General features: G+C 57.4%; 21 protein-coding genes. 5 read left to right on the top strand and 16 right to left on the bottom strand.

All coding sequences use genetic code 11. The features are described from left to right. The 7 genes from Q0650_RS03725 to Q0650_RS03695 all read right to left on the bottom strand — a co-directional run. Positions 1-248: zinc ribbon domain-containing protein (locus Q0650_RS03725; RefSeq protein WP_298816051.1), on the bottom strand; the 248-nt coding region annotated here is incomplete at its 3' end. Between the two features lie 40 nt (positions 249-288). Continuing rightward, a complete protein-coding gene (hisC, locus tag Q0650_RS03720; protein WP_298816050.1) occupies positions 289-1350 on the bottom strand; it encodes a histidinol-phosphate transaminase in 1062 nt (353 codons plus the stop codon). A 162-nt stretch (positions 1351-1512) separates the two neighbouring features. Beyond that, the gene (locus Q0650_RS03715) at positions 1513-3690 is read right to left on the bottom strand and encodes an ATP-binding protein (RefSeq protein ID WP_298816049.1); all 2178 of its coding nucleotides are present in this window, start codon (positions 3688-3690) and stop codon (positions 1513-1515) included. Further along, positions 3687-4631 (bottom strand): NAD(P)-dependent oxidoreductase, encoded by a 945-nt coding sequence (locus tag Q0650_RS03710; RefSeq protein ID WP_298816048.1) that lies wholly within the window; start codon positions 4629-4631, stop codon positions 3687-3689. Before Q0650_RS03710 ends, Q0650_RS03715 begins: the two co-directional genes overlap by 4 nt. A 100-nt stretch (positions 4632-4731) precedes the next feature. Then, a complete protein-coding gene (locus Q0650_RS03705) occupies positions 4732-5979 on the bottom strand; it encodes an ABC transporter permease (RefSeq protein WP_298816046.1) in 1248 nt (415 codons plus the stop codon). Between the two features lie 20 nt (positions 5980-5999). Continuing rightward, a complete protein-coding gene (locus Q0650_RS03700; protein WP_298816041.1) occupies positions 6000-7826 on the bottom strand; it encodes an efflux RND transporter periplasmic adaptor subunit in 1827 nt (608 codons plus the stop codon). 137 nt (positions 7827-7963) lie between these two features. Beyond that, on the bottom strand, positions 7964-8482 hold the full coding sequence (locus Q0650_RS03695) for a MarR family winged helix-turn-helix transcriptional regulator (RefSeq protein WP_298816039.1): 519 nt from the start codon (positions 8480-8482) through the stop codon (positions 7964-7966). A gap of 211 nt (positions 8483-8693) precedes the next feature. Here Q0650_RS03695 and purB point away from each other — a divergent pair, with 211 nt between their 5' ends. Together purB and Q0650_RS03685 are read left to right on the top strand one after the other, a co-directional pair. Beyond that, complete coding sequence (gene purB, locus Q0650_RS03690) at positions 8694-10094, top strand: adenylosuccinate lyase (RefSeq protein ID WP_298816037.1); 1401 nt, start codon at positions 8694-8696, stop codon at positions 10092-10094. 451 nt (positions 10095-10545) lie between these two features. After that, the gene (locus tag Q0650_RS03685) at positions 10546-10788 is read left to right on the top strand and encodes an NAD(P)H-dependent oxidoreductase subunit E (protein ID WP_298816036.1); all 243 of its coding nucleotides are present in this window, start codon (positions 10546-10548) and stop codon (positions 10786-10788) included. 278 nt (positions 10789-11066) lie between these two features. Here the strand turns inward: Q0650_RS03685 and Q0650_RS03680 are convergent, their stop codons facing one another. From Q0650_RS03680 to Q0650_RS03640, 9 genes are all read right to left on the bottom strand, one after another. Next, positions 11067-12014 (bottom strand): ABC transporter ATP-binding protein, encoded by a 948-nt coding sequence (locus tag Q0650_RS03680; protein WP_298816034.1) that lies wholly within the window; start codon positions 12012-12014, stop codon positions 11067-11069. Positions 12015-12119: 105 nt separating this feature from the next. Beyond that, on the bottom strand, positions 12120-13994 hold the full coding sequence (locus Q0650_RS03675; RefSeq protein WP_298816032.1) for a hypothetical protein: 1875 nt from the start codon (positions 13992-13994) through the stop codon (positions 12120-12122). 15 nt (positions 13995-14009) lie between these two features. Beyond that, the gene (locus tag Q0650_RS03670; protein ID WP_298816031.1) at positions 14010-16049 is read right to left on the bottom strand and encodes a PH domain-containing protein; all 2040 of its coding nucleotides are present in this window, start codon (positions 16047-16049) and stop codon (positions 14010-14012) included. 53 nt (positions 16050-16102) lie between these two features. After that, entirely contained in the window at positions 16103-16804 is a 702-nt protein-coding gene (cmk, locus tag Q0650_RS03665) for a (d)CMP kinase (protein ID WP_298816028.1), read from the bottom strand. A 32-nt stretch (positions 16805-16836) separates the two neighbouring features. After that, on the bottom strand, positions 16837-18378 hold the full coding sequence (guaA, locus tag Q0650_RS03660; protein WP_298816026.1) for a glutamine-hydrolyzing GMP synthase: 1542 nt from the start codon (positions 18376-18378) through the stop codon (positions 16837-16839). A 169-nt stretch (positions 18379-18547) separates the two neighbouring features. Then, entirely contained in the window at positions 18548-18943 is a 396-nt protein-coding gene (locus Q0650_RS03655; RefSeq protein WP_298816024.1) for an isoamylase early set domain-containing protein, read from the bottom strand. Between the two features lie 340 nt (positions 18944-19283). Then, positions 19284-20207, bottom strand: a complete 924-nt coding sequence (locus Q0650_RS03650; RefSeq protein WP_298816022.1) for a branched-chain amino acid transaminase — start codon at positions 20205-20207, stop codon at positions 19284-19286. A gap of 121 nt (positions 20208-20328) precedes the next feature. Then, on the bottom strand, positions 20329-21546 hold the full coding sequence (locus tag Q0650_RS03645) for an MFS transporter (RefSeq protein ID WP_298816020.1): 1218 nt from the start codon (positions 21544-21546) through the stop codon (positions 20329-20331). A 67-nt stretch (positions 21547-21613) separates the two neighbouring features. Further along, a complete protein-coding gene (locus Q0650_RS03640; RefSeq protein ID WP_298816018.1) occupies positions 21614-22834 on the bottom strand; it encodes a THUMP-like domain-containing protein in 1221 nt (406 codons plus the stop codon). 181 nt (positions 22835-23015) lie between these two features. Here Q0650_RS03640 and Q0650_RS03635 point away from each other — a divergent pair, with 181 nt between their 5' ends. The 3 genes from Q0650_RS03635 to hutU all read left to right on the top strand — a co-directional run bounded on the left by Q0650_RS03635 (position 23016) and on the right by hutU (position 26948). Continuing rightward, on the top strand, positions 23016-24266 hold the full coding sequence (locus Q0650_RS03635) for a hypothetical protein (RefSeq protein WP_298816016.1): 1251 nt from the start codon (positions 23016-23018) through the stop codon (positions 24264-24266). Between the two features lie 38 nt (positions 24267-24304). Beyond that, positions 24305-25030 (top strand): MBL fold metallo-hydrolase, encoded by a 726-nt coding sequence (locus Q0650_RS03630; protein ID WP_298816014.1) that lies wholly within the window; start codon positions 24305-24307, stop codon positions 25028-25030. A 265-nt stretch (positions 25031-25295) separates the two neighbouring features. Further along, a complete protein-coding gene (gene hutU / locus Q0650_RS03625; protein WP_333691616.1) occupies positions 25296-26948 on the top strand; it encodes a urocanate hydratase in 1653 nt (550 codons plus the stop codon). The last annotated feature ends 7 nt before the right edge of the window (positions 26949-26955 follow it).

The following is a 26955-nucleotide window of genomic DNA, read 5'->3' as shown; positions in this document are numbered from 1 at the left end:
GGTCGGTCAGGGGGGATGACGACGGTCGGCGGCGCGGCGGGTCGGTCAGGGGGGATGACGACGGTCGGCGGCGCGGCAGGTCGGTCAGGGGGGATGACGACGGTCGGCGGTGCGGCGGTTTGACCGGAAGACGCTTCCGGCGCGGGAGGCTCTGGCACTCGCGCGCCGCATTCCGGGCAGAAGCGGTCTTTGGGCGATAATGTATGCCCGCATTGAGGGCAGAAGGCAGGTTTTTGCGGTTCACTCATAGCTGCTCCTTTAGCGTTGTGTCCGAATCGTTCGTCGGCGCTATCTGGTCAGAATTGCGCGCAATGCCGCAATACAGGCGTGGTTCTCTTCTTCGGTGCCAAACGAAATTCGTACCCAACCCGGCAATCCCCAGGCGCTCAGCGGTGTTACCAGCACACCGCGCTGAGCCATGGCAGCGGCAATAGCCTGGTCATCAGCCACTGCCGCCGCGATAAAATTGGTCTCGCCGGGAATAACGGTTAAACCCAGTGCGCGCAACTCTGCGCTGAGAAAAGCCCGACTCCGGGCGGCATGCGCAAGTGAACGGGTAAGATGTTCAGTATCGTCAAGCGCTGCCAGGCCGGCGATCTGCGCCAGCGCATTAACGTTGAAGACTGGACGCGCTCGTTCGAGGTAGGCAATGAAATCAGGCGCGCCGAATGCATACCCTAGTCGCAGTCCGGCTAAGCCGTGAATCTTGGCAAAGGTGCGCAATAAGAGCAGATTATCGCGCCCCGATCTGATGAGCGGCAGGAGATCAGGAATGTCAGGACGGGTCACAAACTCGATATAGGCTTCATCGACGACAACGAGCACATCATCCGGTACCTGATCAAGAAAGGCCAACAGTTCGGTGGCTCCGACCGTTGTGCCGGTGGGATTGTTGGGGTTGCATACAAAGATCAGCCGCGTCTGCGACGTAATTGCTGCTGCCATTGCCGGTAGATCGTGGGTCATCTCGCGCAACGGGATCTGGCGGGCAATTGCGCCTTGAGCCTGTATCCGACGCGCATAGCTGATGAACGATCCCTGCGCCAGCACAGCCTCATCGCCTTCACCCAGCATAGCGTGGCAAACCAGCATAATAAGTTCGTCGGAGCCATTTCCCAGCATAACGTGTTCTGGTGAAAGATTGGCCCGCGCGGCCAGCGCATGTTTGAGCGCCGCGCCGCCAGCATCAGGGTAGCGATGGATCTCGTTCAGTGCCGCTTGCACAGCAGCAATCGCTTTAGGTGATGGGCCGAGTGGATTTTCATTGGCAGCCATCCGGATCGGTGGCGGCTCCGCTGGGGCAAGACGTGGCGGTGGTGCCGGTGGCAGTGAGCGAAGAAATGGTTTCATGCGGATTGGCACAGGTAATGCTCCAGGTTGGTTTCACGTCAATCCAGACCGTTTGAAAAGCGATGGATGCGCGTTCTGGCGTTGCTGGCCCGGCTCACCACAGACCTCCCCGACGCGCCGGGGAATATTTGTCAACCACTATCCGGCCAGCCTGCGCAGGCGTTATCGCTGTAGTCGCTCGATTGGTAACAGCACCATAAACGTGCTACCCTGACCTTCGCGACTCTCGATCCAAATCTGACCACCGTGCAGTTGCACGATCTCACGGCTCAGGTACAGGCCCAGTCCCAAACCCTCTGCTCGCTTCCCCGGCGCGCGATAATAACGCTGGAATACGCGCTCACGCTCCTCAGGCGGAATACCTGGCCCCTGATCGCTCACACTGATCAACGCGGCTGGTGAATTGCTGGCAGGTAGTAGCGTATGGCGCAGACGGACACTGATCACGCTCTCGGCAGGACTGTATTTGATCGCATTGTTGAGAAGATTGGTCAAGACTTGCCGAATGCGCACAGCGTCGCAGGCTACGATCAGTTCTGGCGTTTCCGACTCGATCAACAATTCGCGGTTGCCCGCGCTTGGCCGCTGCTGGTCGATGACCTGCTGCGCCAGGGTGACCAGATTGGTTTGTTGATATTGCAGATCGAACTGTCCGGCGTCGAGGCGCGATACATCGAGCAGGTTATCGACGAGGCGTAACATATGGGCAACCTGTTGAGTCAGAATAGTCAACCCATGGATGTCACGCGGATCGCCTTCACGTTGTTGCTCTCGCCGCAGCAACAGGTCGGCATAACTGCGAACCGCCGCCAGCGGACTGCGCAGCTCGTGTGCAGCCACTGCCAGAAACTCGTCTTTTGCGCGCTGTACCTTCTGATTGGAAGTGATGTCGCGGAACGTAATCACTGCGCCTTCGATCTCATTCTGCTCATTTACCGCCGGGGCGCCGGTAAAGCTGAAGAAGCGTTCACTGCCGTCAGCCCGTCGGCGCATCAACCGATAATCATAAAATGTATCGCCGCGAAGCGCGCGCGTAAAAGGCAGATCATCAGGTGTGAGTGGATTACCGTCGAGATCGCGCAGTTCGTACAGATCGGGAATGCTGGCGAGCGGGGTTTCGAAGCTCAAATTATCTTGCTCAAGCAGTTCATGCGCTGCCTGATTGGCCAGCGTTAAGCGACCGTGGCGGTCGCAGAGCAGCACTCCTTCGGCAATCGATTCCACGACCGTATGCAGTTTACGTCGCTCGCGCTGGCTATCTTCGTACAGTCGCACGTTCGCAATCGCGAAACCGACCTGATTGCAGATCGGCATCAGCATATCTTTGTCAATATTACTGGTCAATTCCAGATCGCCGAAGAGCGCCAGCACTCCGGTGACTGTGCCGCCGGCCAGAAGTGGCAAGTAGGCGGCAGCCGTAATCCCGGCGGCGATTAACGTCTGCTCGCCGCGTTCGTGCAGAAGTGGACGGATTGCCGGCTGACCATAACGCACCACTTCGGCGCAAGGGCTGGCATCAACCGGGATTTGATCGAAGCAACTGAGCGCTGTTGGCGCAATATTTCGGTATGCGCTGAGTTGCAGACGCTCTTGGGCTGGATCAAAAATGAGCAACGCCCCACTGCGCGCTGGCGTCAGTTCGAGCACTACCGTCAGTACGCTCTGCACCAGATCTGGCAGATCGGCTGCCGTGCTGATCGATGTCACGACAGCATCAAAAGCCTTTAGCCGTTGATGGCTGCGCCGGATTTCATCGTAAAGCTGCGCATTGCGAATCGCCGCCGCAACAATGCTGGTGATCATTTCAAGATCTTCCAGCTCAATTTCGCGTGAATTGTTATCGGTACTGATCAACTCTAGCACGCCGATAAACTGATTGCCGGCGCGTAGAGGCGCAGCGGTAACGGTCAGACTTCGCGGCAAAAGGTCGCTCAAGGCTTGAAAAATAGCCTGCGCTTGCGGCGAAGCCAGCCCTTGCAACTCGCGATAACCGTGTTCACCGTGCTGTTGGATCACGGTGTCACGCTGCCACGCCAGTCCGGCCAGACCTTCACCCGATCGCAGCTTAATTTGCTTCCATTGTTCTTCAAGCGGTTTTGACAACGGCAATCCGGCTTGCTTCGCCGGTTGCAAACTACCGGTGGTCATCAGCCAGAGGATGGCGGCATGCAGGGTCGGCGCTATCTCGACAAAGCTGTTTACCAACGCCGGAAAGAGGCGTTCTGACTCCTGCAAAGCCAGCCAGGCTGCGCTCGCCTGCATCCAGCGTCGCACCTGCTCAACTGGAATAGCGCGCGTCGTTGGGGTGATTTCGGTCATCTCTTGCTGATGTTGGGTCATAGCGCTTGCTCTCCGCGTGACCACGCAACAGCGCGTCTAATTCCCTCCGCCAATGGCACCTGAGGCTGATAACCTAATAGCTCACGCGCGCGGCTGATGTCGGCCACGTAGTAGCTGACTTCACCAACTCGTTTGGTTGGCTGCACGATAATCTCGGGTCGGCGACCTAGCGCCTGACCGATCAATTCTGCGGCCCGGATCAGAGTGTTGCCTTCGCCATACGCCAGGTTGATCGCGCGATTAACGACCTCTCCTCGTAATAAACGCGTGATACCACGCATTATTCCATCGACACAGTCATCGATATAGGTAAAATCGAGCACTTTATCGCCGCCATAGACGATCACCGGTTCGCCCTGACTGATGCGGTGAATAAAGAGCGGGAGAACTCGTTCCATCCGGGCCAGATCATTGTCATAGCGTCCGTAGACATTTGAGAAGCGAAACACGATGTAGCGCAACCCATAACAGCGAGCGTAAGAATAGATCAACGCCTCGCCGGCAATCTTTGAGGCTGAATAAGGGCTTTCGGTAAAGCTAAAATCGGCTCGTGTCTCTTCGGTAAGGTAACGGTGAATGTCGCCGTACACTTCGCGCGATGAGGCAAAGATCAGCGGCAGGTTGTGGGCGCGACAGTATTCGAGGACATTATAGGTGATATTGATATTTTCCAGCGCCCGGTACGGTTCTGTAACCAGCTCGTACACTTTGGCATTGGCAGCCAGGTGGACAACCAGATCACATGGAGGGTAGGGCGCGCCTCCGATCCCGGCCCGAAAATCACGTTGCGGCATAGCCAGGTCTTGCAGCAGTGTGGGAATGCGGTCAGTCCATGGGTTAACCCGGCGGTCGATCCCGAAGACCTGATACCCGGCCTCGAGCAAGCGAAGGCCGAGGTTCGTGCCGATCATGCCAGATGAGCCGGTAATCAGGATGCGCATAGCTCAGTTCATATCACCGGAATAACGCGCTGCGTTGCCGCATCGTTGTGGGCGAAACTCCGTATAGTGTGGTGGGTACAGTATAGCATGCGCCAGCCGGTTATTCATAGCGCAAGGCTGCGATAGGATCAAGCCGCGCCGCGCGGTCGGCAGGGTACAGGCCAAAAAAGATGCCGACGGCAATAGAGGTCAGCGTTGCCAGCAGAATAGCATCAAGGCTTACCTCCGCGCGCGCATTCGGCGAGAAATTGGCCAGTAATGCTGTGCCGATCGCAGCCAGGCCATAACCGAGCGCAATGCCCAGTATTCCGCCCATCAGGCTAAGAACCGTCGCCTCAACCAGAAATTGCAGTCGAATGTCATTGCGGCGCGCGCCGACGGCTTTGCGCAAACCAATCTCGCGTGTGCGTTCGGTGACGCTCACCAGCATAATGTTCATAATGCCGATCCCGCCAACTACCAGTGAAATAGCGGCGATTGCGCCCAGGAAAATGGTAATTGCGCCGGTGATTGTCGCAAACGAACTAACCAGATCTTGCTGCGTAATGATGGTAAAGTTGTTATCCTGATAGGTTAACCCATTCCGTTGGCGCAAGAGTGCGGTAATCTGATCGATCAGTTCATCGATACTGTCTTCATCCCGCGCCTGAATATACACCACTGTCACTTCCACTCGTCGCGTCACGTTTTGCGCTGGCGGGAAGAGTCGATCCTGCGCAGTTGTAATTGGCACAAAGATTTGGTCATCTTCATTTGATGCGAAACTGCCGCCACGCTCGGCCATTACGCCAATCACCCGAAAACCGATACCATTGATCCGGATCTGCTGCCCCACCGGGTCGGTGCCGTTAGTAAAGAGCCGCTGGGCAACGCGATGACCGAGCACTGCCTCGCGTGAACGTAGTTCGATGGCGCGTTCATCAAAAAAAGTTCCTTCCGCCACGCGCGCATTGCGTACCTGGGGGTAATTTGCGCTAACCCCGGCAATCAGCGCATCATAACTGGCTCCACTATAGGTGGTAAGGGCGCGGCGGCTAAATTCGGCGCAGACGGCTGCCACTGCCGGCACATTCAGTGGATCGGCGATGGCAGCAATATCTTCATTCGTCAGACGCGGTGGCACTCTTCGGTTTGTCTCTGGGTCGTTGGTGCCGGCGAATAGAAACACCAGATTGCTGCCCAATCCCTGCAATTCACTGGTTATCAGCGTTTGAATCGCGCCGCCGAGCGCCAGCAACGCGATCACTGCGCCGACGCCGATGATAATACCGAGCATCGTCAGAATGGCGCGTAGCTTGTTGGCCAGCAAGCTGGTAAAAGCGATCCGGAGCGCTTCTCCAAGGTTCATAGTTGTCTGCTCCGTGTAACTCAGCGATTGCGCACACCAGGAGGTGGCCCGCCCGCGTTGAACAGGTTAATCCGCGCATCAACCCCCGGTACGTAGACGCAACTGTTGGTGTCAATCTCGCCATCGGTGATCTCGATCACCTGCTCGTTACTTAAACCCGGTTTCACGGCCACTGCCCGCAACGGCGGTTGCAATGGACGCTGGGCAATATCAGTGTCGCACAACGCCGGATCGACAGTAATATCAACAAAGAACTGACCACTTTCGGCCCGCATTGCCCGTCGTGGCACTACCAGGGCTTCGTTCTTCTCAGCCACGACAATATCGGCGCTGGCCGACATTCCCGGACGAACCGCTGCCGGTGGATCGGTCGTAACAATTCGCACAGTGTAAGCCGTGACGCCAGATTGCAGGATGGAAAGTGGATTAATCCGCGCCACAGTGCCGCGCAGATCGAGATTGGGCAAAGCGTCGAGCACCAGGGTTACTGGTTGACCAACGGCAATCTGAGCTACATCGATCTCATCAACCGTCACGTCTACGTAGTAGCCGCTCAGGTCAGCTAACACAATTGCCGGACGGGCCGCGTTATAAAACTCGCCGACCTCAAGGTTTACTTCGGCTACCACGCCGGCAATTGGCGCCTTGAGCGTCGCTCGTTCGAGCGCCAGTTGCGCCTGAGCCAGACCGGCCCGGGCATTGGCAATCTGCGCTTCAGCGCTGGCCAGATCGGCCTCGCTGGGAGGAGAAGTGATCCGTTGCAGGTTAGCCTGAGCGCTGGCGACTGCTGCCTGCGCTGCGGCCAGACTGCCGGCGCGCTGATCGCCCAATAACTTGTTCAAATTCGCCTCTGCCTGGGCCAGTTGCGCGCGGGCTGCCGCAACTTGATCGGCTTCAGCGCCGGACAGGATGCGCTCCAGATTCGCCTGAGCGCTGCGCAGTTGCGCTTCTGCCTGCGCAATACCGGTAATTTCGGCCTGGCGCGCCTGCTCATACGCTACCTGCGCCTGCCGCATCTGCTCTTCGGCGTTTTGCACTGCGCGCAATGCCGCCGCTTCGGTATCAAGCGCCGATTGCGGCAGCGATTGGCCGAAGCGGGCTAGCTGCTGCTCGCGCTCGCGGTTGTCGTTGTAGATCCGACTGTATTCCGCCTGACGGTCGCGGAGGGTATTGGCGGCCTGCAACAGTTGTGATTCGGCGCGAGTTTTGGCCGCCGATAGCGAATCTCGCTGCGCTTGCAAGGCTGCTGCCGCCTGATCGACCTGGGCCTGGGCTTGCGCAACTTCACTGGCCTTCGGCCCGCCGAGCAGACGCTCCAGATTAGCCCGCGCCTGATCGACCTGAGCCTGCGCCGCTGCCAGATCCTTCTCAGTGACATTGCCGGTTGTCTGGCGTAATTGCGCCTGCGCTTGCGCCAGTTGCGCTTCTGCCGCTTTCACCTCGGCTTCACTCGGCCCGGCCCGCAATCGTTCCAGATTCGCCTGGGCTTGCGCCAACTGCGCTGCCGCCTGATCGACCCGCAGTTCGAGATCACGGGTGTCGAGTCGGGCCAACTCTTGCCCGGCTGCCACTTGATCGCCAACCTGCACGAATACCTCGCTGATCAACCCGCTACTAGCAAACGTCAGATCAAGCACCTGCTGAGGCTGAATCGCGCCGCTGGCATTGACGGTGGCGCTAATCGGGCTGATCTGCGGCCTCACGAGAGCATAATTGAGCCGGACGTTGGAAGGTTGATTTCGGTTGAAGGTTATAAAACCGGCCACAATACCGCCAATGATGAGCAGTGCGCCAATTCCCCATGCAAGACGGTTTTGACGGCGCCGAGGGCGTGTTGGTTGGCTCATACGTACATCCTCAAAGTTACAGTGCAGGCAAAGATACCAGGCTTCATCATACTACGAAGCCGGAATTATTTGCCTGAATATGACGTTCCGTGACTGAAAAGGTTGCGAAGAGCAACGGCTGCCGCCTGATCCAGCGCTCAGGCGTTACGACTGAGTGATGTGTTCGATTGACCGTTGGGGGAACGCTCAAGATCGCGATCGCTGATCAGCTCATTAATGCCGTCGAGCAGCAGTTGGAGCAGATGTTCGAGTTCGCGTAACTGCTCAATGCTAAACCGGGACAGGATTCGATCCATATCGGCGCGACGCGCTGCTTCGACCAGCGCCAGTCGCTGTTCGCCTTGCCGGGTAAGCATAACTTGCACGACACGCCGGTCTTCTACATCACGCACTCTGCCGACCAGATGATCATCGATCAGGCGATCGACAATGCCGGTCAGCGTCCCGGCTGATTGTTGCGTGATTTCAGCCAGATCGCTCATGCGACAGATGCCCGCTTCACGGATGGCAAATAACGTAACCATTTGTGGTAACGTCAGGCCAATCTCGGGCCGACTGAGGGTTTGCAGTAACTGCTTCTGACTTTGCCACGTGATTTGACGCACAATGTCGTCAATCGCGCTGGTATGATAAGAGCGGGCATCATCTTCGCGCATAGGTTTCCCCATTCGGCACGTATGATCAAAGTGTCGATTATTCTGGTAACAAATATTTAGCCCTCTGATAACCATCGTAACCGATTGCTTAGAGTATGTCAATGTCTTGCACAGGATCCATCCAAAAGCCTTTTTGAGAGAGTGATACATCTCGTCAATTTTGTGGTACCCTTCGCACAGCAGACAGGCAATGATTTGGAGGAAATGACCGATGACAACTGGAGATATGGCGCATCTGGCTGCGCTTGGCCCTCTTGATGGTCGTTACCGCGCCGATGTGGCGGCACTGGCCAGCTTTTTCAGCGAAGCGGCTCTCTTTCGTTATCGCGTGCGGGTTGAAGTCGAGTATCTGATCTTTCTCTCGCGCGCCCGCGGCATCACCTTCGTGCCGCCGCTCACTCCACAACAACAGGCGGCGCTACGCGCGCTCTACCGCCAGTTTTGCGATGAAGATGCGCTGGCAATTGCCGACTGGGATCGGCGTATAAATCACGATGTGAAGGCGGTGGAATACTGGCTACGCGAACGGCTTACGGCGCTCGGTTTGACCGGCTATCTTGAGGCCGTGCATTTTGCGATTACGTCCGAAGATGTCAACAATCTGGCCTACGCGCTGATGGTAAAAGAGGCGCGTGAAATGGTGCTCTTGCCGGCGCTTGAGGCAATTGTCGAGCGGTTGCGTCAACTGGCCGATGAAGAGGCGGCGACACCGATGTTAGCCCGCACGCACGGTCAGCCCGCTACTCCCACCACCTTTGGCAAAGAGATGAATGTCTTTTACATGCGTCTGCGTCGAGCGATCAACGACGTGATGGCAATCCGTATCACCGGCAAGCTCAATGGCGCCAGTGGCGTGTTTGCCGCTCATCAGGCTGCCTTGCCGCAGATTGACTGGCTCAAATTCTCGCGCGCCTTCGTGCGTTCGCTCGATCTTGAGCCGATCTTGCTTACGACCCAAATCGAGCCGCACGATACCCTTGCAGCGCTTTGTGACGCGCTGAAGCGTGTCGGCACAATCCTTACCGATCTCAGTCAGGATTGCTGGCGTTATATCAGTGACGGCTATCTGGTGCAGGCAGCCCGCGCCGGCGACGTAGGCTCATCGACGATGCCGCACAAGGTCAATCCGATCGATTTTGAAAATGCGGAAGGCAATCTGGCGCTGGCCGGCGCGCTGCTCGAATTGTTTAGCCGAAAGTTGCCGGTTTCGCGCTTGCAACGCGATCTGTCCGATAGCACTGTCCTGCGCAATCTTGGCCTTGCATTCGGCTATTGCCTGCTCGCCTATCAGCGGTTACTGCGCGGTTTGCAGAAAGTTGCCGTCGATCGCGCCCGCCTGCGCCGCGATCTTGAAGCTCACCCTGAAGTGCTGGCCGAGGCAATCCAGACCATCTTGCGCCGGGAAGGGTTCGCCGAACCTTACGAACTCCTGAAAGAGTTCACTCGTGGTCGCGCTTTAACTGCCGATGACATCGCCCGTTTTATTGCCGGTTTGCCGGTGAGCGATGCCGTGCGCGCCGAGTTACAGGCGCTTTCGCCGGCTGCCTACATCGGTCTGGCCGTGAAGCTTGCCCAACTTCGCGATGAGGCGATTGCCAGTACCTGGACGTAGGTTTCGCGCTGTTTCGGGTTGCGGGCATGCGTCGGATGACAACCCGATGCGGCTGGCGCGTCGGTCGTCATCTGCGGCGATGTTTCGAGATAATTCCGCTGCCACAGTCGCTCAGGCTGTGGCAGCGCAGTCTTTTCCGGTAATATATCTGCCGTTTTCCATTTGCAATCTATTGACAAAGAGTGTACACTAGGGAGGAAAGTTGTGCTTATCTGCACAGACATTCGGTAGAGAGCTTTTCAATCAGCGTGGAGATACCCGCCTGCAATCCAAACCTGCCCGCGAGCGCTTTGGGCCACAGTTTTCAGATCCTGGCGGAGTGCCACACTGTGACCTGTAATGCACATGAACCTGATGCCTGCTGAACTGGTGTACGCGCGATCTCATTTACTGGTAGTACGATCACCTCTTGCCCTTGGCCCGGCACTCAAATCAGAAAGTGAGGCAGGGGATGGCCAACGTTGAACTAACCGTCTGCCGCTTATGCGCGCGCAGCCGTCCTGACATCTGGCAGACGCTGGCACGTTTGCGCGCGGCGCATCCCGGTGAGCTGCAAATTGTTGAACTCGATTGTATGGCCGCCTGTGATGATGTGCCGGCGATTATGATAGATTATGATTATTATCCCCGGATTACGCCTCAGCAACTGATCCAATTGATCGAGAGTCGCCTGAAAGCGGCTCAGGCGTTGTGAGAGGATGGTGCTGGGCCTGTATTTTCAGGTCATGCGCCTCTCGCCAGACGATTTGTGTTCTGTATTCTGTGCTGTGCCGCGTGTTTGTGGCATTGCCTGTAAGGTGCGCTATCATCTATGGCCTGCGGCAATTCGCGACCGATGTTTCACCCTTGCCGGCGCACTCATCTGACCCACGCCTAAGATAGCCTCGATCCACTGGCATGGTGGCCAGAATTCGCTGGTCTGGAGTACAGTGCAAGCAGTGCGATCCGCAACTCTCTGCCGCGCGCTCTTCGCTATCCTACCACCCCTGCGGTCACTTTGAGGAAGATTTCTTCGAGGTTGCTGGTTTGCGCGGCGAAGTGAATAATCTCCACCCCGTTGTTTACCAGGCGGGTGAGCAGTGCGCTGACTGCGTGATCATCGCCGTCGATGTCAATTTCAATCCGGGCCGGGCCATCATCTGTGATCGCGCGCGCCGCCAGCACATGTTCAGCGGCAGTGGCAATTGTGACCGCAGTTTGAACATCACTGATGACATGCGCGACAAAGGTGCGATGCGGCTGCAACGATCGCATGATCGTTGCGACATCGCCGGAAGCGAGCAGGGTGCCACGTTCAATAATACCGATATGAGTACACATTTCCGCCAGCTCGGTCAGGATGTGCGAGCTGATCATGATTGTTTTGCCTAACCGGCGCAGCTCGCGCAACAGTTCACGCAGCTCAACCCGTGCCCGCGGATCGAGACCGCTGGCCGGTTCATCCAGGATCAACAGTTGTGGATCATGGATCAGGGTGCGGGCCAGGCTCAGTCGTTGTTTCATGCCACGCGAGAGTGACATTACATCGCTATCGCGTTTGTGACCCAGATCAACCAGCGTCAGCAGATCATCGATCAGCGCCGACCGACGCGCCGATGGTATATGGTAGGCAGCAGCGAAAAATTCGAGATATTCGGCGGCGGTCATGTTGTTGTAAAAGCCAAACGAGTCGGGCATAAATCCGACGACGCGGCGCACTTCAGCCCGCTGGTTCGTAACCGAAAATCCGGCTATCCGTGCCTCGCCACCCGATGGTCGTAGCAGCGTGGTAAGAATCCGCATGGTCGTGGTTTTCCCGGCGCCGTTAGGGCCGATAAACCCGTATACCGCGCCCGTCGGGATGTGCAGGTTGAGATGGTTGAGAGCTAAATGTTCGCCGTAATAGCGAGTCAGATTTTTAGTTTCAACGATAGCGGTCATACTTTATCCGTGTGATGACTCTGCGTCGGCAGCGATGACAGGCCAGGCGGTGAATGCAGGCAATCCTTCTCTCTGCGCCCGCTGACTCGTCGCCGGTCGATCCAATCAGCGCAGGGCAATGATATACAACGTCTCGCCACGGGTCTGGCCTGGCTCGCCGTTGATCTGAATTACCGGTGTAGTCTGATCGCTCCAGCCAATCAGGTAAAGACCGTCGCCGGGAAACTCGGCTTCTGCAAGCGCAGGATTGAACCGGGAATTGAAGATACCGTACCAAAAGAGGTTTTCCAGGATGGAGGTGCGCCTCAGCAAACTACCTCCGGCCATTTGGATAGTATTTATGAAGTTGTCGCGGTCGGTTGATAAGTCGATGATGACTTCCTGACCTGGCTCAAGCGTTCCCAGCCATTGCGCATCGTTGCCGGTTACCACCGTTACGTCGCTCAGACGAATGGCGCTCGCATTGCCAAGCGTGCCTTCCCAGCGGTTTCCGCGTTGCTCAATTTGATGTGTGATGTCGAGTGGATTTGGCGTTACCTGCTCAATGATGAGTGTGCGAAAGGCCGCGGCGTCAAACAAAAGGTCAGGGATAGTGACACTGCTCCCATCGTATTCTGTCGCGATTGGAGTATCTTGATCAAGTGGCGTGACCATGGCTGCCTCTGGAAAATTCAACCGGTAACTTTGCCGTTGCGGGGCAAAGATGCCGGTAAAGGTGGTCGTCATGGCCTGATCGCCATCAGCCGCGCTCTGCGCGATTGTCAGTTGCACAACCTGGACCTGCCCGCCACGAACAACAAAGCTCATCCCGTATGTCATGCCGAGGAAGATGACAATCAGGAGTGGCGTACTCAGCCATGCCCATTCGAGCCGACGCAAGCGGCGTAGCAACAAGAACTGGAGGGGACCGATAACAATGATGTAGGCGCCAATGAGCCCCAGCAATGTCATTGTTGAAGGGATGCTGAAGAGCGATTGTGTCAAGCTGCCTTGCAGGATGTTGTTGAAGCTAAAGCGAAAGGTTGACCCCGGTTCAATGCGCGGTTGCAGATCAAGCGCGGCCTTCCACACATTGCTCTCTCCTGGCCAGGCTCGGAGCGCAGCCAGATCGAAAGCGGCAAAGACGATCTTCCCGGCGCCCATGCTGACCTGACTGATCAGGCCATCACGGGTGATCGGCTGTCCATTGGGGCGCATAGTGACGGTATTCGCGGTCAAGGTCGGCACAAAATTGCTTAATCCGCTCAAACCGCTTAACCGTTCCAGCTCGTTGATTGGAGTATCGCGACGCAATGGCCCAACGGTGACCGGCAGCACATCGGCAAAAGCGCGAATCGCCGTCTCGCCGGTTGTGCCACCACCAATCAGGAGGGTGCCGCCTTGCTGCACCCACGTCAGCAGCGCATCGCGTTGGGTTGGTCGTAGATCGGCAGTTAATTCACGGATGGCGATGGCATCAAACGCCGTGAGCAGAAATGGATCGTCGGCTAGCAGGGCAGGTTCAAGGTTGAGCAGCGTTGCGCGTCTGTTATCCATGAAATCCGCAGTCGTCAGACTGCTCAACACAGCCGGGTCGTCGCTCAGCAGGCCAATCGCCAGCAATCCGGCATCGATCTGGTTGAGACTGATCCGTTCACGCCATATCTCCACGCCATCAGATGTGGCAATTGCGAGCGCTGCGCGCCCGGTCTGGATCGCGGGCAGGATGATCTGTTTGCGCGCGCCGCCGGGTAGATCGATGCGGTAGCGTTGAGTCAGCCTTTCCGCGTCTGCATCGCGCCATTCAAACACGATTTCGCGGTCGGGGCCATCGTTGGTCAAAGTAACCTGCACCGGAAACCAGTAATTGGGGCGAATGGATCGCTCACCGTCCAGGCCGACTCGCACAGAGATGGTAATCGGCGACGGTTGCTGCGCCGCGACGGTTGACGACACTAGCAGCAGAGACAGTAAACCGATAAGCAAAATACGAGGGATCATGCGAGCTATAGCTCCTTAAGCGGGCAGATTGTAGTTCTGCTTGCTGTCTGGTGGCTCCGGTTGCCGGGAAGCAGGCGAGCCGTTCATCGACTGGCCGGGTTGGGAAGCGGGCGCGATCCTTGCCAGGGTTGGCGGTATTTCCGCTGTGCTGTCAGATTGGGTGATAACCGTAGCAGGAGTAAGTCTCGCTGGCGCCGATCCTGACGCTGAGCTTTGGTCGGGTTGAGAAGTGGCGGGCACAGTCGGAGCAGGACTCGCTGGCGTCGATCCTGACGCTGAGCTTTGGTCGGGTTGGGAAGTGGCGGGCGCAGTTGTGCTGTCAGATTGGGTGATAACCGTAGCAGGAGTAAGTCTCGCTGGCGCCGATCCTGACGCTGAGCTTTGGTCGGGTTGAGAAGTGGCGGGCACAGTCGGAGCAGGACTCGCTGGCGTCGATCCTGACGCTGAGCTTTGGTCGGGTTGGGAAGTGGCGGGCGCAGTCGGAGCAGGATTCTCTGACCCCGGAGGCAATGCCGGCGTGTTAACTGATTGCTCGGCGTTGAGTGGGATGGTTGCGCCATTGTTTACTGAGCTGAGCAACTCGTTGTGTCGTTGTTGAGCGAGGTGATAGTGGCGCAACAGTTCGAGCATATCATTGAGTGAGCGCTCCTTATCAGCCCGTTTAAACAAGACGTAATAATCATTGATCATGCTGACAACATCGCGTGGATTAGGCACATGGGTAAAGGTGAATTTACCGCCACTGCCCGCCGTTTCTACCACTACATCGCCGTAACCGAGCAGGTTGCTAATAAACGTTGTCTCAAACGAAACGTTGGTGACCGCGCCAAGGCTGGCCGCGCGTCGATCTTCCGGGCCGAATGGCTTCTTTTCCACGTCGATAATATTGGTGGGAGTGAGAATATACATGTCGTTGCGATAATCTTCCACTTCCCACGCGGCCCAGGCCAGAAAAGCGATCACGAGCGCGATGCTCAAGACCATGAGCCAGAGTGACGATAACAGCCCCCAACTGCCCACCATGACGATCACAATCCATCCTACCAGCAGCATTGCAAAGGGTGGAAAGAGACCTTGCAGCATAAACAGCCAGTGCTTTCGCCAGATGATCGTCTCTTTTTCGGCCTGAACTTCAGGGTTAGGGGGCAAGAGCCAGCTTAGCCATTGCCAGCGGGGCGCCGTGGCCGGCAACTGACGCTTCAACTTCTGTGATGGCTCGTTATAAACCCGGCTTTCAACCATCTTCGCTAAATCGGTTTCGTTGCGCTGGCGTCGGTTTTCATTCACCTGCGCCATAATCCGGCGCTGCATCTCTTTCGGATCGCGCGCGCCCCGAAACTCGATATTGCCGCCGATTCGAGCCGATTTGATGATGATTGTGCCGTACTTGAACCAGTGTTGCAGATATGTTTTGGTCGCAGCGTTCACATCCTGAACTTCTTCAATGAAAATCTGTTGTTGGACGCGCTGTTCCAGCAGGCGGGGAATGAAGACCTGATCGTTATCGTATACAACCCGACGGTTGGTGAGGATTAGCTCATCATTGAGCCAGTCGTAGACCACAAAGAAGATCGAGAAGAGACTGACTATTGCGAAGCCGATAAGCAGTAAGTTCAGCGGATCAAATGCCTGGCCGAAAAAACGACCGGGATCGATGTAGAAAATGCGCCCGCCGTTGTAACGAAAATAGATCAACGCCAGCAGAGCCAGATTTGCCGCCAGCAAAACGCGACCCGGATTTGGATCTTTGCCGCCGCGCACCCACAACGCTACCCAAAACAGCATCAACACGGCTTCGATCAACACCAGCACAATATTGAAGAGATCAAAGCCGGTTGGTTCACCGGTATCTGTCACCAGAAAGCCGCCGCCAATCGCGCGGTACAGGGCAATGCCTCCGAAGAAGCAAATGCCGATCAGCGGCACGATCAGGCGCGCAAGGAGAATGATCCAGTGTCGCCCAGTAACGTAGAGAATCTCCTCGTTTGGCGCAAGATCAAGCGCAGCGTCAGCATCTTCGTATAGCAAACGGTCGAGGATACTGCCTTGTTTCACGCTTCCTCCTCGCTGGTGGATAGCCGCGCAATCAAGCAGATGGTCGGGTTGGTTCATCCATGTTCGTGACCACTTTCGAGTGCATGTTCGTCAGAAATAAACTGACGCAGCACCCATGCCACTTCTTCATCAGGTGTTAACCCGTCATTGACCAGCACAATCGCATCGGCAGCCGGTTGCGAAACATGCGCGTCAAGCGCATCGCGTTCGGCCAGCGCTGCGGCAATCTGTTCGAGTGGCATATCAATGTTGCGTCGGCGCAGATCGGCAGCGCGACGGCGCGCTCGTTCATCAAGCGACGCTTGCAAATAGATCTTGAGATCGGCATCGGGCATGACCACCGTGCCGATGTCGCGCCCTACCATCACAACCTGCCCGCGCCGACCGATAACCTGTTGCTGGCGCACCATCTCACGTCGCACTGCCGGAAAGCGAGCCGCTCGCGAGACGATCCGTTCCACTTCTGGCGCGCGAATTGCCCAGGTTACATCCTCGCCATCAACCAGCACGGTATACTGTCGTCCATCAGCCACCGTTGGCGGTGTTACATCGATCACCAATCGGTGAGCCAGTTCGGTCAACGCTGCTTCATCATCAGGATCGATCCCGGCGCGTAATGCGGCCAGCGCCAGCGCGCGATACATCACACCGGTATCGAAGTACAGGTATCCTAATGCGCCGGCCAACAATGCGCCGAGAGTGCTTTTACCTGCGGCTGATGGGCCGTCGATTGCGATAGTTCGTGGTACGCGCATGGCCTCATTGTAACATGCAGCAGCGGGTGTGACTACTCCCATTCGATGGTAGCCGGTGGTTTTGATGAGATGTCGTAGACGACTCGATTGACGCCTTCAACTTCATTGACAATCCGGCTGCTGACGAGGGCTAACAATTCGTAAGGCAAGCGCGCCCAATCGGCGGTCATATAATCTTCGGTCGTAATTGCGCGCAAGGCAATGGTGTAGCCGTAGGTGCGGCCATCGCCCATTACGCCGACGCTCTGCACCGGTAGTAGCACGGCGAAGGCTTGCTGCGTTGCGCGGTAGTAACCGCTGGCGCGCAGCTCTTCCAGAAAGATTTTGTCGGCCTGCCGCAGCGTTTCAAGCCGTTCCCACGTGACTGCGCCAATGATCCGCACGGCCAGGCCTGGGCCGGGAAAGGGATGCCGCCAGACCCACTCTTCCGGTAGACCGAGCTGTAAACCGGCGGCGCGCACTTCATCTTTGAACAGATAGCGCAGTGGCTCGACCAGTTTCAACTGCATATCAGCCGGCAACCCGCCGACATTGTGATGCGTTTTGATCTTGGCTGCCTTTGGCCGGTCAGGCGCAGTGGACTCGATCACGTCCGGGTAGAGGGTTCCCTGCGCCAGGAACTCAACCCCGCTTAGCGCGCGCGCTTCGCGCTCGAAGATGCGAATGAACTTCTCGCCGATGATTTTTCGTTTCTGTTCGGGATCGACAACACCTTCCAGCGCCGCCAGAAACTCTTCGCGGGCATCAACCGCAATGAGTGGCACGTGAAAATGTTCACGGAAAGTGTTAATGACCTGTTCCGCTTCCCCGGCGCGCAACAGGCCATTATCAACAAAGACGCAGGTCAGGCGGTCGCCGATAGCCCGGTGAATGATCAGCGCTGCCACCGCCGAGTCGACCCCACCCGAGAGTGCGCAGATCACGCGCCCATCCGATCCAACCTGGGCGCGCACCCGTTCTACTGCTTCAGCAACAAAGCTGCCCGGTTGCCATTCTGGCTGTGCGCCGCACAGCCGGGCGAAATTGGCCAGCAGCGTCCGTCCATAGACGGTATGCACCACTTCCGGGTGAAACTGGACACCGTACCAGCGCCGTTGGTCGTCGGCGATAGCGGCGAAGGGGGTGGCCGGGCTGGCGGCAATCGCTGTAAAGCCAGCAGGCAGTTGTTCGATCCGGTCGCCGTGGCTCATCCAGACCGGTTGCTCGGTAGGGGTGTCGGCGAAGAGCGGATGCGGCTGGGTAAGGTTGATGATAGCCGGACCGTATTCCCGCCCGGCAGGTCGGTTGACGATGCCGCCGAGCGCATGGCTGATTAACTGCATGCCGTAGCAGATACCGAGCACCGGCAGGTGACTGTCTGGCAACCAGTCCGGCAGCGTGGGCGCTCCTGGTTCGTAAACGCTGGCCGGGCCGCCGCTCAGGATGACTCCGACCGGCGATAGTGCCCGTACTTGCGCTTCTGGCGCGTCGTGTGGCAATAATTCGCTGTAATACCCCAGTTCGCGCAATCGACGCGCGATCAACTGCGCCGTTTGCGATCCAAAATCGAGCACCGGTATGCTATGAGTGGTCATGATTGGCCTTGTCAGGTGTCAAGAACGATTAGTCTGGCAGATGTTCGCGCTAGACAGGTTATAAGCGAGAGCAAGCTTCGATCTGCCCTGATTATCTGCACAATATGCGAAAAGGCGCAGCGATCTGCGCCCCATCGCATCGCTATCGGCATTATAACAAACTTTACCGCTAACCGGTTGAAACAAGACGCAGGCGGGGTTGAAGAGGGGTGACGATCGGTCGCTGCGGCTCTGACGCCGCGGTGTCCCGGGTGTCTGGCGTAGAGGCAAAGATGGTGGTGTCAACCACCGAGTTGTCGCCACCATATGGATTTGGCGCGTAGCCGTCGGCGTTCCAGTCGTTGTGCCATTCGTTGTGATTGACCAGGTAACGGTACTGGTAGGTGCGACCGGCCTCAAGTTCGAGGGTAGTCATCCAGCCGTGTTCGGTGGCGCGCAAAGGTGTGGCGCGGGGATTCCAGCCGTTAAAGTCGCCGACAAGATAGATCGTGTCGGCCCACAGGGCAGCAGGCAACGAGAAGGTGACACGGACTTTGCCGGCAGAGCCGGGTCGCTTCGTGATCATGGCCAAACTCCTTTGTCGGGCCGTTCGTTTGACAGCTTTGTCACAAGTTGTGTGAAATTATACCATGCGCCTCTGGCTGCGTCGAGGGAAAGAATTGTTGTCTTGTGGTTAAACAAGTTGTCGTCGGGAACAGCAGAGGGCAGATGAGCGAGGGAGGTCTGCTCTGACCTGCGGCTGTGCCGGTAAACGCAGCCGCTTCTGCCGTGTTGCCCGCGCCAGCGGTTCATCCACAGGGTTGCCGACATCTTTTCGCCGATTGCCATCAGTTAGCCGGCAGAGCAAGAGCATAAGCGTTGTGCATCCGCTCTGCCGGCAATGATGTTCTAACCGGTTTACCTGCTCAATCTGTGTACACCGGTGTACACCAATGGCGATATGCGCCGATGCGGCCACGCACTACGTCAGCGTATAGATTGACCAGCATCGTGCCGATTGGCCCAATCGTGCCGTCGCCAATTGGCCGACGGTCGATCTCGACAATTGGCTTGATCTCTGCCCCCGTGCCACAGAAAAAGGCTTCATCGGCTACGTAGAGTTCGGTGCGGTCGATGGAGGCTTCGCGCACGGGAATACCCAACTGGTTGCGTGCCAGCTCCATAACCACCTGTCGGGTGATTCCTTCAAGGATGTCGCCACTGGTTGGTGGCGTAATTAACACACCGTTACGGACGATGAAGAGATTGGCTGCCGAAGCTTCGGCCACATGACCGTCGTTGCTCAGAACGATCGCTTCGTCATAGCCATTCAGCAATGCCTCGCTTTTGGCAAGCGCTGAATTGAGATACGAACCACATGCTTTCGCCCGCGAGGGGATGATATTGTCATCGATCCGTCGCCACGAAGAGATACAGGCTCTGATCGTTGAACCGGCCAGATATTGGCCGAAGCCGACTGCGAACATAGTGAAGCTATCGGTCAGATTATGCATCTGCACTGCAATCGCCGGATCACTCTTGTAGAGCAATGGACGGATGTACACGTCTTCGCGGAACTCTTCGCGTCGCAACAGGTCAATCGTGATCTGGCAGAGTTCATCAACGCTATAGGGCAGTTTCATCAGCAAGATGCGCGCCGAGCGGCGCAGCCGTTCCATGTGTTCACGCAAACAGAACACGTAGAGCTGCTGATGATCCGGATTCCAGTAACCGCGGATGCCTTCGAAGCAACCGGTACCGTAGTTGAGCGCATTGGTCATGACGCTGACCGTCGCCTGCTCGATGGGTACGATCTCTCCGTTGAAAAAAGCGAAACGGTTGTTAGGCACAGCGAATATCCTTTCCTGGCTAAGATTGAGGAGGTGCGTCTATTGTAAAGTATGTTTTTTCGGCCCGTGAGCGTGGTATGCAGCGCGCGATTGCGGCGTTCCTGTCAGCCGGTTCGTTTCACTACCGTGATTGTGCCTCGGCCAGATGTGTCACAGCGCGGCGTTGATGCAGGGTCTGTCCGAGAATGATCATACCGATCGCGCTGGTCAGCCCGATAGCTGCGAAGGTGATCCAGGGTAGCGCTGGCGCTTGCAGCGCTTCAGCCAGGTCAATCAGCCAGCCGCCGCTCAGGTTGCCCAGGCTACCACCAAAGGCTAGCGCCAGCGCATTGACCCCGAAGTAGGAACCGAGTGCGCGCGGATCGGCCAGCGCTGCCGTGACGCTCTGTTGTGACGGTGTGGCCAGCAGCGTGCCGATGGTGAAGATGATAACGCAGCCGATGAGGATCGTGAACGAATTGGCGACAGCTACCATCCCCAAACCGAACGCCATCAGCATAATCCCAAGACTGAGGATCGTAAATGGCCGCAACCAGCGTTCGGCCAGCCCAATTAGCGGCAATTGCAACACGACCGTCATGCCCGCGTTGATGCCGTAGATCCAGCGCACGGCATCGGCGGCGTTGGCCAGTCGTTCGCCTACCAGTGGCAGGCTGATCGTCAATTGCACCCACATGAACCAGAAGCCGGTTAGCAGAATTGTAAAGATGAGGAATGGCCGATCGCGCAGCGCCAATCCCAGGCCGAAGCCGAGCTGCGCGCGGTCGCTGGCGGTTTCAATCGGTGGCAAGAGCAGGCTGATTGCGCCGATCAGGGCAAAACAGGTGGCTGCCGCCAGCGCTACTGTGCTGAAACCAAAGTCGAGCAGCATTGCGCCGAGAAATGGCCCGATAACCATGCCGAGTCCGCCGCCAACACCGTTAATCGAGAATGCCCGTGCGCGCTCGTCTACCGTGGTGAGCGCGGCAATGCCTGCCCGGCTCGGCGCTTCAAACAAGGCTCCACCTAGCGCCGAAAGCAGCATGGCTAGAAAGAGTAACGGTGGGTTGCTGGCAAAGGCAAGACTGGCGAAGCCGGCGGCGCGCACCAGCACACCCGCAGTAATCAGCCCTCGCCCGCCAAATCGATCTGCCAGCACGCCGCCACCGACGCTCACTCCCTGCTGCACGAGTTGCCGTAGCGCCAGCGCCATGCCAACCGTCACGGCAGCGAAGCCCATGGTCTGGACATAATGCACCGACACCAGGGGAATGACCATGAAAAATCCGGCGTACATCATGAAATTGATGACAATGAGGATGATCAACCCTCGGTAACGAGTCGCGCGCGTTAGCGTCATGTTGGGAAACTTTCTGATCAGTCAACCATTTTGCTCCTACGGTATCATAGTTGACCTTGTTCTGTTATCAATCGTTAGTTGGATTCCAACCGGTGTAGCTCTTGTGCTGATCGGTTGTTTGCTCTTCACAAATCAGCGCAACCGGCCCGGCGGGAATCTGGGTCAGCACAACTATCAGTGCGCGCTCACCTTTGCCGCGCAACTGGCGGGCCAGAGTATCGGTGTCGAGTGGCGAACCACGTTTCTTGACCGTTACCGGGCCGGCATCAAGCTCGCGCAGCAGAGCGCGCAGGCGTTTGAGATTGAATGGCAACCACGTCACGATTGACCAGGCGCGGGCAAATGGTGTTGGGTTGTGCGTCGGAGCGGTGAGGTAGGCAATATCGGGCGAGAGTTGCGCCGCGCCAATGGCTGCCGCTAGCTCGGCCACCAGTCCGGCCCGAATTACTGCCGGGTCGGGTTCGTAAAGGACAGCAAGCGGCAGACTCAGCGGTGGCAATGGCGGTGAGTGGTTGGTTATAGTTGCCATCGTGTTATCGCTGCGCAGCACGGTCGCGCGCTGGCTTGCCGTCGCCAATGGCTCGCACCAGAGCACCGCTTCTTTTAGTTCACCATCAAGTGACACAAATTCAACTTCAGCCTCTACCGGTAATTCAGCCCGATCGATACCAGGCGCCAGTTTCACCGCCAGCGCCGGCGTCTGTCGTCGCCAGCTCAAGACGTGGGACAACGGCGGCTGGTAGGCATTTGGATCGAATATTCGCCGGTCGCCAATGCGGCGGGCCGGGTCGCAGAAGAGAGCCTGGGCTGGTGGCGGTGGTTCACGCAGGAGGTCGCGTTCGCTGAAGGTTACCCGTTCCGCGAGGCCGAGCGCCTCGACGTTGGCCTGGGCTAGCGCCAGTCGTACCGGGTCGCGATCGACGGCAATAACCTGTGCGCCAGCACTCGCCAGCGCAATCGTATCGCCGCCAATGCCACAACCGAGATCGGCAACCAGGCCGGTTGGGGCCAGCCTGCGCGCGCGGTGAGCTGCGACTGACGCCGCTGATGCCTGCTCAAGCGCATCGCGGGTAAAGAACATCCTGTCGGCGCGCGGAAATTTGGCGGCAGCCTTGCGTCGGAGCAGGGTCTGCTCAACGGCTGCGCGTGCGCGTTCGGCGGGTAAGTGGCGACGTAACCGGGTGATTTCGATCAGAATATCGGTGTCGCGCAATTCACGTCCGGCCAGTTCGCTCAGGATCGCTGTTCCTTCCGCTGAACGGAGCCAGTGAATAAGCCCGGGATCCATAACATCTCTGCTAACTGTAACTGATCGCTATCCGCCAGGGACTATCGGCGCGCATGGCGTCGCTGAATGAACTGGCTGGTTGCTACGCAAGGTATTGTCTCGCGCTGCGTAGTATATCCCAAATCAAGGGTAAACGCGGTACAATAGTGGTTGATCAAAGGTCTCAGTGGGAGGTTTCCACATGCATAGGGTTAGTCTCATCCTGCTCTTCATCTTCGTCTTGACGGCTTGTGTCAGTCAGCCCGCTCAATCGCCTGGCGCCACTACAGTTGTGCCAGACCCGACGGTGGCGCCGACTACCAGCGCGCCTGCGCCGGTTGAGCCAACGCCAATGGCTGCCGAACTGACTCCGGCTGTCGTTGCTGCCGGTATCCAACAGGCACTGGATACGTATATCGAAGCGTACAATAGCAACAATGTTGAACTACTCCGCTCGGTGGTTGACCAGACAAATGCCCCCTTCCGTCGCCTGGTCGAAGAGCGGTTCAATACGTTTCAATCTTCATCGTTTGGCGGAATGCAGTTTAGCGCGATGCGGGTGCTCGAGGTTAAAGCCCGTCCGCACGGGTTCTGGCAGGCAACCATCAATGATGGCGGTTTCCATCGCGACATTCTCTTCATCCAGGCCGGTGATGGGCGATGGGTGATGAGTGAACCGACGGAAGAGCAGCTCGGCGAGAAGATCAAGATCGACAACGAGTATTTTACGCTGAACACGTATGAGTGGGCGGCAGAAGTCAACGATGTGATCGAAGATATGGTGATTCGCGCCCGTCAGCAGGTGATTGATGTCTTGGGACGAACACCCGACAACAAGTTCAACGTCTACTTGCGCCCTATCTTTGGCATCACCCCACCGGTTAATCCCAACTCGCTGGCCTGGTATTCCGCCGGCTCGCGCCCGCGCAACGATCGGGTCGACATCTTTGCCCCCTTCTCGTATGCCTTCGGTAGCTACGATCCGAATGTTGGGTGGGAAGGCGAACTCTACAGCACAATCGTCCACGAATTGACTCACTGGGCCTATACGCGCGCCTTTGCCCAAGAGTATCGCATTACCGATTGGATGAGTGAGGGGCTGGCCGAGTATGTCTCGAACAATCCACGCCGTGGTGCGGTGAGCGCCGCTGTGCGGATGGGGCGGATTATCCCGCTGGTCGATCCCAATGGCGGCGTGCGCCCGCAAGACATGGATCACATGACGACGCTAGAGGTTGATCGTGGCCTGGCGTATGGTTTTGCCTATTCGCTGGTGGCGTATATCGTAGAAACGCAGGGTGGTCTCGATGGTTTTTGGCGTTTTGCTGCTGCGGTGCGTGATACGCCGGGCACCGGGATCGAGTTTTACGATAAAGCGTTACAAAAAGCGTTTGGCATGACCTACGAAGAGTTCGATGCCGGCTGGCGACAGTGGTTGAAAGAGAATTATTAGTGCTCTAAAGTGAGCATTCTACAATAAAGGTAAACCCTATGCCTGTCCCCCGCTTGATCGTACCCGGTTTGTACGAACTCGAGCTGCCGATCCCGTTAGGAACGGTGAATGTCTTTTTCATTCTAACCGCTGGCGGGGTCACGCTGATCGACACCGGCTATCCCGATCGTGGTCGGGGTGTCCTTGCCGGTTTACATGCGTTAGGGCGCGCGATTACCGATGTGCGGCATATCATTGTTACCCATCACCACGTTGATCACGCCGGCAATGTGGCGACACTGCAAGCGCAGAGCGACGCCCAGGTCTGGATGCATCCGCTTGACGCTGAACAGGTGGCGCGGGGGCAGGCGCTGCGACCAACTGCCCATAGCGCGCAAGGCTGGTTTAACCAGTTAGCGTTTGGTGTCGCCAAATGGCTCATGCCGACTACCATCACGCCAACCGCTATCGACCGTCAGGTAACAGATAACGACGTGATCCCGATCGCCGGCGGTTTCAAGGTCATACACATTCCCGGTCATAGTGCCGGTCAGATTGGCCTCTACTGGCCGGCTCAACAAACACTCTTTGTCGCCGATGCCGTGATGCATAGAGGCAAAAGCTTGCAAGCGCCAATTATTCTTGAAGAAGAAGCAGTAGCTGCTGCCAGTCTCCAGCGTCTTGATCGCTATACCTTTACCACACTGTGTTTTGGTCACGGTCAGTCGTTGACCGAGACTGCTGCGGCAACGTTTCATCGCTACATATCGATGAATGCGAGTTGAGCAGGGTGTCTGAGCTTTGTGGTAAACGGAAGGGACGCGGACGAAAGTTCTGCATGCTTCTGTTGCCGGTGGTTGCTGGCTCGACCGCCGCTCTGCACAGATAGGTTGCTAGTGGTAATGAACCGGGTTCCCGCTCAGTGGGCGCAAGTCGCTATCACCGATCTCCCTCACTCTTGTCTTGATAGCCGTTTCAGGCTACCATAACGACGACAACGCATTGGTGCGCACTGGCTGTGGATGCCATCATCGTACAAGGAGGTACACAATGACTCGCGTGATCCGCGCTCCCCGCGGCACTGAATTGACCTGTGCCAACTGGCAGATTGAAGCCGCTTACCGCATGATCCAGAATAACCTTGACCCCGATGTCGCGTTTGATCCCGAACACCTGATCGTGTACGGTGGTCGTGGGCGGGCTGCGCGTAACTGGGAGTGTTTTGATGCCATTCTCGCCACGCTGCGCCGCCTTAAGCCCGATGAGACGCTGCTCGTCCAGTCGGGCAAGCCAGTTGCGGTCTTTCGCACTCACCCCGACGCGCCGCGGGTGCTGCTGGCCAACTCCAATCTGGTGCCGGCCTGGGCCACGCAGGCCAACTTCGACCGCTGGGAAGCGGCTGGGTTGACCATGTACGGCCAGATGACGGCGGGAAGCTGGATCTACATCGGCACACAGGGTATTTTGCAGGGGACTTACGAAACGTTTGGCGCGCTGGCGCGTTCGGCGGGGTGGGGAACGTTGCGCGGTAAGCTGGTGGTGACTGCCGGTCTGGGGGAAATGGGTGGCGCGCAGCCGTTGGCAGTGACGTTGAATGAAGGAGTAGTGATTGCGGTTGAGATAGATCGCTGGCGGGCCGAGCGGCGCCTGCGTTTACGTCAGGTTGATCGCCTGAGCGATGATCTGGAAGAGGCGATGACGTGGGCCGAAGAGGCTCGCGCTGCCGGTGTGCCACTCTCGATTGCGTTGATTGGTAATGCCAGTGAGCTGTTGCCTGAGATGCTGCGCCGAGGGGTTACGCCAGATGTGGCCACCGATCAGACAAGCGCTCACGATGTGCGTTACGGCTACATCCCCGCCGGATTATCACTCGCCGAAGCAGCAGAACTGCGCGAGCGCGATCCCGCCGAATACGACCGCCGCGCTATGGCCTCTATAGCCGAGCACGCGCGCGTTCTGCTTGAATGGCAGAAGCGCGGTTGCGTGGTGTTTGACTACGGTAACAATCTGCGCCAGCGCGCGTTTGATGCCGGTGTGCATGATGCCTTTAGCTACCCCGGTTTTGTTCCCGCTTACATTCGCCCTCTCTTCTGCGAAGGCAAAGGTCCGTTCCGCTGGGTAGCTCTCTCTGGCGATCCTGAAGACATCTACGTCACCGATCGCGCTATGAGCGAACTCTTTCCCGCTGACGAACATCTTGGTCGCTGGTTGCGACTGGCGCGCGATCATGTTGCGTTTCAGGGTTTGCCGGCGCGCATTTGCTGGCTAGGCTATGGTGAACGGGCTAAAGCCGGTCTCCTTCTCAACGATCTGGTGGCCAGCGGCGCAGTCAAAGCGCCGATTGTGATCGGGCGCGACCATCTTGATGCCGGATCGGTGGCCAGCCCCAATCGCGAAACTGAAGGGATGCGTGATGGTTCTGATGCAATCGCCGATTGGCCCCTGCTCAATGCGCTCATCAACGCGGTCAACGGCGCTACGTGGGTGAGCATTCATCACGGTGGTGGTGTCGGGATTGGCTACAGCATCCATGCCGGCCAGGTGATTGTGGCCGATGGCACTCCCGAAGCCGCGCGGCGGATCGAGCGGGTGTTAACAACCGATCCAGGCATGGGCGTTGTCCGTCACGCCGATGCCGGCTACCCCGAAGCGATCGCCTTCGCGCGTCACCATGGGATCGATATTCCAATGCTACAAGACTGAGATTGCT

The organism is uncultured Chloroflexus sp. (assembly GCF_937129525.1).
Taxonomy (GTDB): Bacteria; Chloroflexota; Chloroflexia; order Chloroflexales; family Chloroflexaceae; genus Chloroflexus.
The sequence above is the reverse complement of the archived record's forward strand: the minus strand, read 5'-3'. Positions and strand labels throughout refer to the sequence as shown.

What these genes read in the sequence shown, in the direction of transcription:
- hisC (WP_298816050.1), bottom strand. Translation starts at nt 1,350, where the DNA reads ATGAAACCATTTCTTCGCTCACTGCCACCGGCACCACCGCCACGTCTT.
- Q0650_RS03715 (WP_298816049.1), bottom strand. Translation starts at nt 3,690, where the DNA reads ATGACCCAACATCAGCAAGAGATGACCGAAATCACCCCAACGACGCGC.
- Q0650_RS03710 (WP_298816048.1), bottom strand. Translation starts at nt 4,631, where the DNA reads ATGCGCATCCTGATTACCGGCTCATCTGGCATGATCGGCACGAACCTC.
- Q0650_RS03705 (WP_298816046.1), bottom strand. Translation starts at nt 5,979, where the DNA reads ATGAACCTTGGAGAAGCGCTCCGGATCGCTTTTACCAGCTTGCTGGCC.
- Q0650_RS03700 (WP_298816041.1), bottom strand. Translation starts at nt 7,826, where the DNA reads ATGAGCCAACCAACACGCCCTCGGCGCCGTCAAAACCGTCTTGCATGG.
- Q0650_RS03695 (WP_298816039.1), bottom strand. Translation starts at nt 8,482, where the DNA reads ATGCGCGAAGATGATGCCCGCTCTTATCATACCAGCGCGATTGACGAC.
- purB (WP_298816037.1), top strand. Translation starts at nt 8,694, where the DNA reads ATGACAACTGGAGATATGGCGCATCTGGCTGCGCTTGGCCCTCTTGAT.
- Q0650_RS03685 (WP_298816036.1), top strand. Translation starts at nt 10,546, where the DNA reads ATGGCCAACGTTGAACTAACCGTCTGCCGCTTATGCGCGCGCAGCCGT.
- Q0650_RS03680 (WP_298816034.1), bottom strand. Translation starts at nt 12,014, where the DNA reads ATGACCGCTATCGTTGAAACTAAAAATCTGACTCGCTATTACGGCGAA.
- Q0650_RS03675 (WP_298816032.1), bottom strand. Translation starts at nt 13,994, where the DNA reads ATGATCCCTCGTATTTTGCTTATCGGTTTACTGTCTCTGCTGCTAGTG.
- cmk (WP_298816028.1), bottom strand. Translation starts at nt 16,804, where the DNA reads ATGCGCGTACCACGAACTATCGCAATCGACGGCCCATCAGCCGCAGGT.
- guaA (WP_298816026.1), bottom strand. Translation starts at nt 18,378, where the DNA reads ATGACCACTCATAGCATACCGGTGCTCGATTTTGGATCGCAAACGGCG.
- Q0650_RS03655 (WP_298816024.1), bottom strand. Translation starts at nt 18,943, where the DNA reads ATGATCACGAAGCGACCCGGCTCTGCCGGCAAAGTCCGTGTCACCTTC.
- Q0650_RS03645 (WP_298816020.1), bottom strand. Translation starts at nt 21,546, where the DNA reads ATGACGCTAACGCGCGCGACTCGTTACCGAGGGTTGATCATCCTCATT.
- Q0650_RS03640 (WP_298816018.1), bottom strand. Translation starts at nt 22,834, where the DNA reads ATGGATCCCGGGCTTATTCACTGGCTCCGTTCAGCGGAAGGAACAGCG.
- Q0650_RS03635 (WP_298816016.1), top strand. Translation starts at nt 23,016, where the DNA reads ATGCATAGGGTTAGTCTCATCCTGCTCTTCATCTTCGTCTTGACGGCT.
- Q0650_RS03630 (WP_298816014.1), top strand. Translation starts at nt 24,305, where the DNA reads ATGCCTGTCCCCCGCTTGATCGTACCCGGTTTGTACGAACTCGAGCTG.
- hutU (WP_333691616.1), top strand. Translation starts at nt 25,296, where the DNA reads ATGACTCGCGTGATCCGCGCTCCCCGCGGCACTGAATTGACCTGTGCC.